Raw genomic sequence first — 12251 nt, 5'->3', positions numbered from 1 at the left:
AGAGGGCGATCATAGATCAAAAATCCGGTGGGGGCCGCTTTGCGGCCCAGCGGGAGCAAGCGCCCTCGCCACAAGTGCCCTGTGCCTGTTCCGGGCGCGACCAGATCCACAGATTGCCCAGGCCCATGCCCGCGAGCGCCAGATAAACCGGCCAGCCGTGGTCGAGCATCACCAGCATCAGCCCGGCACACAGCAGCATGCTGACGGTGGCACCCACCTTGGTCCGGCGCGGGATGACCTTGCCATTGCGCCAGTTGTGCAGCATCGGCCCGAACAACCGATGGTTCTCCAGCCAGGCGCTCAGGCGCGGTGAACTGCGGGTCGCGGCCCAGGCGGCCAGCAGGATGAACTCGGTGGTCGGCAGGCCGGGCACGACGAGGGCGACCAGGCCGATGGCCAGGCTGGTGTAGGCGAGCAGGGCGAAGAGCAGTTGGGTGAGTTTGGAGGGCGTGCGGCTCATGTACTTCTATCCGACATGCACTTTACCTTGTGGGAGCGAGCTTGCTCGCGATAGCGGTGTATCAGGCGGCCAATAAGGTGGCTGAAAGTCCGCCATCGCGAGCAAGCTCGCTCCCACAGATCAAGCCGGCTCGGCCGCATAAGCCTGTTCCAGCAGCACGGTAAAGCGGTTGAAGGCGTCCAGCGCGCCTTTATCCGCTTCGGCTTCCTGCTGTGCGGTGAAGGCCAGGCCGTCGAGGGTGCGGGTGAAGGTTTTCCAGCCTTCGGCGCGCCCGCCGGCAGGTTCCGCCAGGTGCCGGGCGCCGAAGGTTTCGCTCAGCCCCAGGCCCACGGCACGCTTGATCAGGAACGCGGCGCCGAGCTTGGAACCTTCGGAGACGAACAGCCAGCCCAGGGCTTCGGCCTGGGTCGGGTTGTTCACCGCTCCGGCCACCGGCGCCGGGACTTCGGTGTCCAGGTCGGCGAGATCCGCCTTGGCTGCGTCGGCCCGGCAACGGGCCGGCAGGTCGGGAATCAGGGCGGACAGCTCGGCGTCGTTGTACAGCGCCACCAGTTCCGACTGGAACAGGTACTGGGCGACGACGAAACGGGCGAAGCTGGCCGGAGTTTCGAACGGGGCGTGGGCCTTGACCAGGGCGTCGAGCTTGCTGTGAGGCTCGTGGGTGATCTGGTTCAGGCGTTGGGAACGTGAAGCGGGACGTTGTGTGGTCATGAACAATTCCTTTGAATTAGATCGCTGTGGCGAGGGGCTGTGGGAGCAAAGCTTGCTCGCGAAACAGGCGCCTCGATCTCTGAAAGACCGCATCGCCTTCATCGCGGGCAAGCCTTGCTCCCACATGACTCTCCTCGCCACAGGTGTTTGTGTTGCCTGGGAAATCGGGTCAGATATCCCAGATCAGGTTCACCGCGAAGTTACGCCCGGGCGCGGTCAGGCGATCGAGGTTGGCGGGGCTCAGCACGGCCGCTTCGCCGACGCTGTCGTAGCCGCGCACGTCATCCCACAGCCAGTATTTCTTGTCGGTGAGGTTGTAGAGGCCGCCACTGACGGTCACGTCGCGGGTCACCTTGTAGAAACCCGTCAGGTCGAGGATGCCGAAGCCTGGCGTCTTGAACTGGCTGCTCACGCCATCGGGCGAGTTGAAGTTGCTGTCGTCGACGCGGTCCTTTTTCTTGACCAGGGTCCAGCTGAGCAACGTGCCGAACTGCTCCTGGTCGTAGCCCAGGCCGAACACGCCGGTCAGCGGGTTGACGCTGTTGAGCGGCTCGCCGGTGTCGTTGTTGCGACCGTAGGCGTAGGCCACCGAACCTTGGGTATACAGGCCCTTTGGCGCGCCCAGCACGTCCAGGTCCAGGCGTCCCTTGACTTCGGCGCCCTTGATGGTGGCGTGCTTGATGTTGTTGCTCTGGAAGGTCAACTGGTCGGCACCGGGGGTGATGGCGTCCTCGTTGATGAAGTCGCGGTACTTGTTGTAGAACACTGCCACGTCGAACGAACCGGAGTCGAAACGGCCGCGCAGGCCGGTCTCGTAGCCCTGGCTTTTTTCCGCTTCCAGGTCGGCGTTGGGCTCCACGCTATAGCCGGCGCCAGGGTTGTCGAAACGGCCATACAAGGCCTTGGCGGTCGGGGTGCGGAAACCCTCGGCGTACTGCCCGTACCAGGTGTACTGGTCGGTCAGGGCATAGGTCACGCCGAATTTTGGCGAGACGCGGTGCCAGGTCTTGTTCTTGTCGCTGACCTCACCACCACTGGTGGGGTCCACGGTGTTGAGGAATTCCTCGGTCAGGTGCGGCTTGAGCTGGGTGTAGTCATAGCGCAGCCCAGGCGTGAAGGTCCATTTGTCCCAACTGATCTGGTCCTGGACGAACAGGGCGTAGCTGTTGATGGTCGGGTCCGGGAAGTCACTGGCTTTTGCCAACACGTCTCGGGTGCTGATGGCGCCCACCGCAGAGCAACCGACACCGACCGCCAGGCACACGCCATTGCCGCTGCGTGAGCCGGTGACTTTCTGTTGCTTGATCGTGGTGCCGTAGGTCAGCGCGTGATCGGTGTCGGCGATGCTGAAGGCCTTGTCCAGTTGCGCATCGAAGACCCACTGCTTTTCTTCGTAGAGGGTATCCCGGGTGCGCAGGACCTGGCGGGTGATCGGGAAATAGAACTCGGCGGTGCTCTGGTCGGTCTTGGCGACCTGGTGATTCAGGCTCCACTTGATGTGATCGGCCAGCAAGCTGTCGAGGGCGAAGCTGTGCTCCAGGCCGAAACGCTCGCGGGTGATGGTGTCGTTGCCGGTGCGCCACTGGTACATGCCGCCGGGCAGTACAAAGTCGGGGATCGCCGGCTGGCCGTTGGCGTAGGGGCCGCCGTAGGCACTTTTCAGGTCGCTGTCGCGGTCGTCCTTGTATTTCTCGTAGACCAGGCCAAGGCGTGCGTCATCGCTGTAGTTCCAGCCGAGCTTGGCCAGCACGTTGTTGGCGCGCACGTCTTCCGGGTTGGCCGCGGTGCGGGCCAGGCCAGTGCCGTTGTGGCTGCCGTAGGATTCGGTTTCGTGACCGTCGCGCTGGCTGTAGTGCAGCAGGCCATCGAATGGGCCGCTACGGCCGGCGACGGTGGCGGATTTGAGCCAGCTCTCGTCGGCGGAGCTGTAGCCGGTCTTCAGGCGGGCGCCAACGTCCTGGCCGGGCTTGATGATGTCGTCCGGATCAAGGGTGAAGTAGCTGACGGCACCGCCAATGGCATTGCTGCCGTACAGCACCGAGGCCGGACCGCGGAGGATTTCCACGCGCTTGATGATTTCCGGGTCGACGTAATTGCGCTGGGTCTTGGCGTAGGGGCCGTTGAAGAAACCGCCGGGTACTTCCACGCCGTCGACCTGGGTCAGGATCCGGTTGCCGTCGATGCCGCGAATGTTATAGCCGCTGATGCCGCCGCGCTGGCCCGCACCGCCCACCGACACGCCCGGTTCATAGCGCACCAGGTCCTTGAGGGTATTGACGTTGTTGCGGTCCAGTTCCTGGCGGTCGTGGACAGTGACCGTGCTGGGTACGCTGGTGATGTCCTGTTCCTGGCGGGTGGCGCTGATGGTCACCTGTTGCAGCTCCATCGCGCTACCGCTGCTGCGCTTTTCCAGCACGATGCTGTTGTCGCCCAGCTTGCGGTAGCCCAGCTGGGTCCCCACCAACAGGCGCTCCAGGGCTTTTTCCGGCGGCAGCGAGCCGTTCACCCCTGGCGACGCGACGCCTTCGGCCAGTTCCGCCGGCATGCCGACTTGCCAGCCGGTGACCGCGGTGAATGCATTCAAGGCCGAGACCAGTGGCTGTCGGGCGATGGCAAAGGTGTAGTCGCCCATGTTGCGGGCAGGGGGTTGTACGGCGGTGGCAGCCAGGGCGAGCGGCGCGGTGCCGGCCATCAGGATGGCGGCGGCGAGCAATGACAGCGTGCAAGAGGGGGCAAGAAACCGGCAAGTAAGGCGAGAGGACATCGATAGCGCTCCGTGTCGCATCTGTTATAGGTGCAGATCGCATCGATGGATGCGAATCAATTGCATTGGCTATAACGAGACGAACCAGCGGAGCCTATCGAGTAAAAATAATTCTCATTTAGTTCAAGATCACCAGCGCCGGGAATTCCTGAAGCCGCGCCGAGGTGATATGGGCCAGGGAGCGGACCACGTCCAGCGGCTGATCGAGGCGGTAATTGCCGGTCACCGCGACATTGGCCAACTGTTCGTTACTGTTGATGATCCAGCCGGGGTAGTAGCGGCGCAGCTCGGCCAGTACCTGGCTCAACGGCCGGTTCTCGAACACCAGCCGACCCTGGACCCAGGCCAGGTCCGTGTTGGCATCGAGGCGGGACGGCCGGTCGAAGCCGTTGGGGCCGATGCGGATGCTCTCCCCGGCCGACAGCCGCACATGGGTGTCGTTGCGATTGGCCCGCAGATCCACATCGCCACGCTGGACCTGGACCTGGGCCACGCCGTCGAGGTAACGCACGGCGAACGTGGTGTCGCTGACGCTGGCGGTGACCGGGCCGGCGTCGATTTCCAGCGGCAGGGTGCGGTTGCCCGGGACTTCGAAGAAGGCCTCGCCCTTGTACAAGCGAGCCACGTACCGTTGTTCGTTGAACGTGCTGGAGAACGCCGAGTCAGTGTTGAGCAGAACCTTGGAGCCGTCTTCCAATTGCAGGCGCTGGCGTTCACCGACCACGGTCAGGTGATCGGCCTGCAAGCGCAGGGGCAGGTCGCTGAAGTTGAACAGGCCGAGAAACAACACGGCGGCGGTGGCCAGGGGTTTCCAATGGGCACGCAGGCGCGACAGCGCGGTGACCTTGGGGGCGGTTTCAAGTCGACGGGCACTGGCCATCACCTGGGGGCCGTTCCAGATCGCCTGGGCCCGGGCGAACGCCTCGCCGTGACGTGGATCGGCCGCCAGCCAGGCCTGGAATTGCCGCGTCTGTTCCTCGCTGGGGCTGTCCAGCAGGATCAGCCAGTCCAGCGCCTGCTCCATGGCATGGGCGGTTTCCGGCGTCGGCGCAGGAGAAGGGGAGTTGTCCGTCACGGTGGGTTCTCGTATTAGCGGCCAGCACAAGCTACAAGCCGCGGGCAGTAGGAGGCAAGCCTGTGCGCAACGTGAAACTATAGGCTGCGTTCAGCCACACCCACACAGATCGCCATGATCAGTTTCAGTTCCTTTTGCACCGTGCTCAAGGACACGCCCAGCCGTTCGGCGATTTCCTGGTAACTGTGGCCATGCAGGCGGCTGAGGATGAAGATCTGCCGTTGTCGCGGGCTCAGGGCCTGCAGGCTGACATTCAGGCGCTCGAGCAGTTGCTGGGCATGGGCGGCGTCCTCGGCGCTGCTCTGGGGGGCGACGACGTTTTGGACGACTTCCAGCGGCACGTCATCCAGCAGGGTCCGGGCCTGGATGCGTCGGGCACGCAAATGGTCCAGCGCCAGGTTGCGGGCGGTCTGGAAAACAAAGGGTTCGAGGTGCTCGACCGTGCGTTCAGCCAGTGCACGGGTGACACGCAGGTAGGTTTCCTGAAGCAGGTCTTCGGCGGTACTGGGGTTGCTGACCATGCGCTCGAGGGTGCGCAGCAGCGGCACTCGCTGGGCGAGGAAGACGTGATGAAAGCGCGATTGACTCACGGTAGGGCCCGATCCGGTTCGAGTAGATGATAATGCTTATCATCTACGTCGCGGGTCAAGCCTTGATTCATTTCACGAGTGTGAACCCTTGTGGGAGCGAGCTTGCTCGCGATGATGGCGTGTCAGTCGCCATCGATGTTGGCTGATACACCGCTATCGCGAGCAAGCTCGCTCCCACAGAAAGGCTCAATACTGCCGTGTCAGTTACTCGGCGTTACACAACGCCAGGCAGTTATCCAGCATGCGGTTGGAGAAGCCCCATTCGTTGTCATACCAGGCCAGTACCTTGAGCAGCTTGCCGCTGGCCTTGGTGTGGTTGGCATCGAAGATCGACGACAGCGGGTTGTGGTTGAAATCGCTGGAGACCAGCGGCAGGGTGTTGTAGCCGAGGATCTTCGAATGCTGGCTGGCCTGGCGCAGCAGTTCGTTGACTTCCTCGGCCGACGCTTCGCGCTTGAGCTGCACGGTGAGGTCCACCAGCGAGACGTTGATCACCGGTACGCGCACCGCCATGCCGGTCAGCTTGCCGGCCAGTTCCGGCAGCACCAGGCCCACCGCTTCGGCGGCGCCGGTCTTGCTCGGGATCATGTTCTGGGTGGCCGAGCGAGCACGGTACGGGTCGCTGTGGTAGACGTCGGTCAGGTTCTGGTCGTTGGTGTAGGCATGGATGGTGGTCATCAGGCCGCTTTCGATGCCCAGCTCGCGGTGCAGCACCTGGGCCACCGGGGCCAGGCAGTTGGTGGTGCACGAAGCGTTGGAGATGATCTGGTGGGACTGGCGCAGGATGTCGTGGTTCACGCCATATACGACGGTGGCATCGGCGCCCTTGGCCGGGGCCGAGATGATCACCTTGCGGGCGCCGGCGCTGATGTGGGCCGCGGCCTTGGCGCGGTCGGTGAACAGACCGGTGCATTCGAACACAACGTCGATCTTCTCGGCCGCCCAAGGCAGTTCGGCCGGGTTGCGGATGGCACTGACCGAGATGCGGTCGCCATTGACCGTCAGGCTTTCGTGATCGTGCTGGACGTCGGCGTCGAAGGTGCCATGCACGGTGTCGAACTTGAGCAGATGGGCATTGATTGCACTGTCGCCCAGGTCGTTGATGGCGACGATCTGCAGGTCGCGACGATAGCCTTGGGTATACAGTGCACGGAGGACGTTGCGGCCGATGCGGCCAAAACCATTGATTGCGATTCGAAGAGTCATTAACTGCGCCGCCGTCGATTTGTTGTTGGAATTACAAGATTATTCGCATAAAAATAGAAAACAAGCCTTTTTAGTGGCAATATTTTGTTTTATCTACAACGAGTGACCTGAATCAACTGGTCCGAATGGTCAAAAACCGTCTGTCGCCCCGCCTTCCACACAGCGCGCAGCGGGCTTTTGACCAGCATAGACAATCAGGTCGCCACACCCGTTAGCCTGGAGTTCTACACATGCATCCCCGCGTTCTTGAGGTCACCGAACGGCTTATCGCCCGCAGCCGCGCCACGCGTCAGGCTTACCTTGCATTGATCCGTGATGCCGCCAGCGACGGTCCTATGCGCGGCAAGCTGCAGTGCGCCAACTTCGCTCACGGCGTGGCCGGTTGCGGCACCGAAGACAAACACCACCTGCGGATGATGAACGCCGCCAACATCGCCATCGTGTCGTCCTATAACGACATGCTCTCGGCCCACCAGCCCTACGAAACCTTCCCGGAACAAATCAAGAAAGCCCTGCGTGAGATTGGCTCGGTCGGCCAGTTCGCCGGAGGCACGCCGGCGATGTGCGACGGCGTGACCCAGGGCGAGGCGGGGATGGAACTGAGCCTGCCGAGCCGCGAAGTGATCGCGCTCTCCACGGCGGTGGCGCTGTCCCACAACATGTTCGACGGTGCGCTGATGCTCGGCATCTGCGACAAGATCGTCCCGGGCCTGATGATGGGCGCGCTGCGCTTCGGTCACTTGCCGACGATCTTCGTGCCAGGCGGGCCGATGGTCTCGGGCATTTCCAACAAGGAAAAAGCCGACGTGCGCCAGCGCTACGCCGAAGGCAAGGCCACCCGCGAAGAGCTGCTGGAATCGGAGATGAAGTCCTACCACAGCCCCGGCACTTGCACCTTCTACGGCACCGCCAACACCAACCAGTTGTTGATGGAAGTGATGGGCCTGCACTTGCCGGGCGCCTCGTTCGTCAACCCGAACACGCCGCTGCGCGATGCCCTGACCCGTGAAGCGGCGTTCCAGGTGACGCGCATGACCAAGCAAAGCGGCAATTTCATGCCCATCGGCGAAATCGTCGACGAGCGCTCGCTGGTCAATTCCATCGTTGCGCTGCACGCCACCGGCGGCTCCACCAACCACACCCTGCACATGCCGGCCATCGCCATGGCGGCGGGTATCCAGTTGACCTGGCAAGACATGGCCGACCTCTCCGAGGTGGTGCCGACCCTGAGCCACGTCTACCCGAACGGCAAGGCCGACATCAACCACTTCCAGGCTGCCGGCGGCATGTCGTTCCTGATCCGTGAGTTGCTGGAAGCCGGCTTGCTGCATGAAAACGTCAACACCGTGCTCGGCCACGGCCTGAGCCGCTACACCCAGGAACCGTTCCTGGAGGATGGCGAGTTGGTATGGCGCGACGGCCCGATCGAAAGTCTCGACGAAAACATCCTGCGCCCGGTGGCCCGCGCCTTCTCGCCAGAAGGTGGGTTGCGCGTGATGGAAGGCAACCTGGGCCGTGGGGTGATGAAGGTCTCGGCCGTGGCCCTGGAAAACCAGATTGTCGAAGCCCCGGCCATGGTCTTCCAGGACCAGCAGGACCTGGCAGACGCGTTCAAGGCCGGCCTGCTGGAAAAGGATTTTGTCGCGGTGATGCGCTTCCAGGGCCCGCGCTCCAACGGCATGCCGGAGCTGCACAAGATGACGCCATTCCTGGGTGTGTTGCAGGACCGTGGCTTCAAAGTGGCGCTGGTGACCGACGGGCGCATGTCCGGCGCGTCGGGGAAAATCCCGGCGGCCATTCATGTCAGCCCCGAAGCTTATGTCGGTGGTGCGTTGGCCCGGGTGCAGGAGGGCGATATCATCCGTGTCGATGGCGTCAAAGGCACCTTGGAATTGAAGGTGGACGCCGAGGAATTCGCCGCGCGCACGCCGGCCAAGGGCCTGTTGGGCAACAACATCGGCACCGGTCGCGAGCTGTTCGGTTTCATGCGCATGGCCTTCAGCTCGGCGGAGCAGGGCGCCAGCGCCTTCACTTCTGCCCTGGAGACGCTTAATTGAAACTGGCTTTGGTCGGTGACATCGGTGGGACCAACGCACGCTTCGCGCTGTGGAAAGACCACACCCTGGAAAACATCCAGGTGCTGGCAACGGCGGATTACGCCTGCCCGGAAGATGCCATCCAGGTGTACCTGAGCGGCCTGGGCCTGAAACCGGGCGCCATCGGTTCGGTGTGCCTGTCGGTGGCCGGTCCCGTGAGCGGCGATGAGTTTCGCTTTACCAACAATCACTGGCGCCTGAGCAATCTGGCGTTCTGCAAGACCCTGCAGGTGGAGCAGCTGTTGCTGGTCAACGACTTCTCGGCCATGGCCTTGGGCATGACCTGCTTGCGTCCTGATGAGTACCGGGTCGTGTGCGAGGGCACCCCGGAGCCGATGCGTCCGGCGGTGGTGATCGGGCCGGGTACGGGGCTGGGCGTCGGCACGCTGCTGGATCTGGGGGAGGGCCGTTTCGCCGCGTTGCCGGGGGAGGGCGGCCATGTCGACCTGCCCATGAGCAGCCCGCGGGAAACCCAGCTGTGGCAGCACATCTACAACGAGATCGGCCACGTCAGCGCCGAAACCGCCTTGAGCGGCAGCGGTTTGCCTCGGGTGTACCGGGCCATTTGCGCAGTGGACGGCCATGTGCCGGTACTCGACACCCCCGAATCCATCACCGCGGCCGGCCTGGCCGGCGATCCCATCGCCCTGGAAGTGCTCGAACAGTTCTGCCGTTGGCTGGGGCGCGTGGCCGGCAACAACGTGTTGACCCTGGGCGGACGCGGCGGCGTCTACATCGTCGGTGGCGTGGTCCCGCGTTTTGCCGATTTCTTCCTCGAAAGCGGTTTCGCCCGCTGCTTCGCCGACAAGGGTTGCATGAGCGATTACTTCAAGGGCATTCCGGTCTGGCTGGTGACCGCGCCATACTCCGGCCTGATGGGCGCGGGCGTGGCGTTGGAGCAATCCGCCGCCGCTTAAGGTTCGATAGGTACCCCACCCCTGTGGGAGCGAGCTTGCTCGCGATGACGGAGTATCAGTCGCCATTGAGGTTGACTGTTGCACCGCTATCGCGAGCAAGCTCGCTCCCACAAAGGTTTTGTGGTGTGTTTGTAGGCCTTGTCCATCAGGCATAATCGCCCCAATCCAAACAACAAGGACGAGGCCCGTGAGTTCAGTAAACAAATCGATTTTGTTGGTCGACGACGACCAGGAGATTCGCGAACTGCTGGACACCTACCTCAGCCGTGCGGGGTTCCAGGTGCGTACCACGCCCGACGGCGCCGGGTTTCGCCAGGCGTTTAACGATGCGCCGAGCGACCTGGTGATCCTCGATGTGATGCTGCCCGATGAAGACGGCTTCAGCCTTTGCCGCTGGGTTCGCCAGCACCCACGCCAGGCTCATGTGCCGATCATCATGCTCACCGCCAGTTCCGACGAGGCCGATCGGGTCATCGGCCTTGAGCTGGGCGCCGATGATTACCTGGGCAAACCGTTCAGCCCGCGTGAGTTGCAGGCGCGCATCAAGGCGCTGCTGCGCCGGGCGCAATTCGGCCAGGAACGCTCCGGCGGTGAAGTGCTGGCCTTCGATGAATGGCGGCTGGACATGGTCAGCCATCGGCTGTTCCACACCGACGGTGAAGAAGTGATTCTCTCCGGCGCCGACTTCGCCCTGCTCAAGCTGTTTCTCGATCATCCCCAGGAAATCCTCGACCGCGACACCATCGGCAATGCGACCCGTGGTCGTGAGTTGATGCCCCTGGACCGGATCGTCGACATGGCGGTCAGTCGCCTGCGCCAGCGCCTGCGTGACACCGACAAACCACCGCGGCTGATTCGCACGGTGCGTGGCAGCGGTTATCAACTGGCGGCCAGCGTGGTTGCCAGCAATGGGCATTGACTGGATCAGGAAAATCGCCCGGCGGGTACCGGTACCGCGCTCGTTGCTGGGCCGGATGCTGCTGCTGACCTTGCTGGTGGTGTTGTTCGCCCAGACCCTGTCCAGCCTGATCTGGGTCTCGCAACTGCGCGCCACCCAGCTCGAAGGCCTGGTCACCAGCGCCCGTAGCCTGGCCCATTCGATGACCGCCAGCGTCAGTTACTTGCGTTCGCTGCCGGTGGCGTACCGGCCATTGGTGCTGGACCAACTGCGCAGCATGGGCGGTACGCGGTTCGTCGTCACCCTCAACGACAAGCCCCTGGGCATGGACGTGCTGCCGGTGACGCCGCGCAAGCAGGCGGTGCTCAAGGCCGTGGATGAAGTGCTACGTCGCTCCTTGGGCACTAACGCCGACATCTCGGTGACGTTTGTCAGCCCCGACGACCTGCGGATTTTCAATGCCGGGCTCAAGCTCGATGAACTGCCTCGTTCGTGGGCCCACTATGCCCTGACGTTGGAACCGGTGAATCCGCCGGTGCTGGTCACGCAGATCCAGATGGCGCCGGGGGAATGGCTGTACATTGCCTCGTTGCTGCCCGAACCCTACACCAGCCTTGAAGAACAAGACCTGCCCAAGCAACAGGTCGGTTTCATCGTGCTCACCAGCAGCCTGTTGTTGCTGTTCATCGGTTTGCTGGTGCATTGGCAAAGCCGGCCCCTCAAGCGTTTGGCCCGGGCCGCGCGCGACATGTCCCTGGGGGCCGAAGTGGAACCGGTGGCCGAGGGCGGTGGCAGCGAAGTGGTGGAAGTGGGGCGAGCGTTCAATGCCATGCGCGAACGCATCAGCCGTTACCTGACGGAGCGCAGCCAGTTGTTCAGCGCGATTTCCCACGACTTGCGCACACCGATCACTCGATTGCGGCTGCGGGTCGAGCTGCTGGAGGACGAAAACCTGCAAGCCAAGTTCGGCCGTGACCTGGATGAGCTGGAGCTGCTGGTCAAAGGCGCGCTGCAATGCGTCAAGGACACCGACATTCACGAAAACATCGAGCCGGTGGACCTCAACCATGTGCTCGATTGCCTGGTGGAGCCTTACCTGGCACCCAACGGCAACGGCCGGGTGACCCAGGATGGTCGGGCGCTGGCGCCGTATCCCGGCAAGCCGCTGGCCCTCAAGCGCTGCATCGGCAACCTGATCGACAATGCCTTGAAATACGGACAGAACGCCCACCTGCACATCGATGACGATGAAACCGCGTTCATCCTGCACGTCGACGACGAAGGGCCGGGTGTGCCGGAGCAGCGCCTGGAGCAAGTCTTCGAACCGCACTTCCGCCTCGCCGGGCAACAGCAGGGCTATGGCCTGGGCCTGGGCATCGCCCGCAACATCGCCCACAGCCATGGGGGGGAGGTGAGCCTGCAAAACCTGCGTGAGGGTGGGTTGCGGGTGACCTTGCAGTTGCCTCGCAGTGTGGATTGATCGGACCGCGTCATCGTTCATCGCGAGCGAGCTCGCTCCCACACTGGATCTTCG

At 63.2% G+C, this 12251-nt stretch carries 10 protein-coding genes; 4 read left to right on the top strand and 6 right to left on the bottom strand.

The genetic code is table 11. From position 1 onward, the window contains the following. Positions 1-16: 16 nt before the first annotated feature. The 6 genes from IB266_RS20640 to gap form a co-directional block, all read right to left on the bottom strand. Complete coding sequence (locus tag IB266_RS20640; RefSeq protein WP_192262256.1) at positions 17-460, bottom strand: YbaN family protein; 444 nt, start codon at positions 458-460, stop codon at positions 17-19. Between the two features lie 120 nt (positions 461-580). Beyond that, a complete protein-coding gene (locus IB266_RS20635) occupies positions 581-1171 on the bottom strand; it encodes a biliverdin-producing heme oxygenase (protein WP_192262255.1) in 591 nt (196 codons plus the stop codon). Positions 1172-1340: 169 nt separating this feature from the next. Beyond that, the gene (locus IB266_RS20630; RefSeq protein WP_192262254.1) at positions 1341-3935 is read right to left on the bottom strand and encodes a TonB-dependent receptor; all 2595 of its coding nucleotides are present in this window, start codon (positions 3933-3935) and stop codon (positions 1341-1343) included. A gap of 118 nt (positions 3936-4053) precedes the next feature. Continuing rightward, a complete protein-coding gene (locus IB266_RS20625; protein WP_092166017.1) occupies positions 4054-4959 on the bottom strand; it encodes a FecR family protein in 906 nt (301 codons plus the stop codon). Between the two features lie 128 nt (positions 4960-5087). Beyond that, positions 5088-5600: an RNA polymerase sigma factor gene (locus IB266_RS20620; RefSeq protein ID WP_192262253.1), complete on the bottom strand. Its 513-nt coding sequence runs from the start codon at positions 5598-5600 to the stop codon at positions 5088-5090. Positions 5601-5804: 204 nt separating this feature from the next. After that, a complete protein-coding gene (gene gap, locus IB266_RS20615) occupies positions 5805-6806 on the bottom strand; it encodes a type I glyceraldehyde-3-phosphate dehydrogenase (RefSeq protein ID WP_047228368.1) in 1002 nt (333 codons plus the stop codon). A gap of 230 nt (positions 6807-7036) precedes the next feature. Here gap and edd point away from each other — a divergent pair, with 230 nt between their 5' ends. The 4 genes from edd (at position 7037) to IB266_RS20595 (ending at position 12197) form a co-directional block, all read left to right on the top strand. Next, the gene (edd, locus tag IB266_RS20610) at positions 7037-8863 is read left to right on the top strand and encodes a phosphogluconate dehydratase (protein ID WP_060738875.1); all 1827 of its coding nucleotides are present in this window, start codon (positions 7037-7039) and stop codon (positions 8861-8863) included. After that, positions 8860-9819 (top strand): glucokinase, encoded by a 960-nt coding sequence (locus IB266_RS20605; protein WP_192262252.1) that lies wholly within the window; start codon positions 8860-8862, stop codon positions 9817-9819. The genes edd and IB266_RS20605 overlap by 4 nt, the downstream gene beginning before the upstream one ends. A 187-nt stretch (positions 9820-10006) precedes the next feature. Further along, complete coding sequence (locus IB266_RS20600) at positions 10007-10738, top strand: response regulator (protein ID WP_060738873.1); 732 nt, start codon at positions 10007-10009, stop codon at positions 10736-10738. Continuing rightward, positions 10728-12197 (top strand): ATP-binding protein, encoded by a 1470-nt coding sequence (locus IB266_RS20595; RefSeq protein ID WP_103308808.1) that lies wholly within the window; start codon positions 10728-10730, stop codon positions 12195-12197. Before IB266_RS20600 ends, IB266_RS20595 begins: the two co-directional genes overlap by 11 nt. Positions 12198-12251 lie beyond the last annotated feature (54 nt).

The organism is Pseudomonas sp. Pdm06 (assembly GCF_014851795.1).
Lineage (GTDB): Bacteria > Pseudomonadota > Gammaproteobacteria > Pseudomonadales > Pseudomonadaceae > Aquipseudomonas > Aquipseudomonas fluorescens_AA.
Note: the sequence above shows the minus strand (reverse complement) of the source record. Positions and strands in the feature narration are given on the sequence as shown.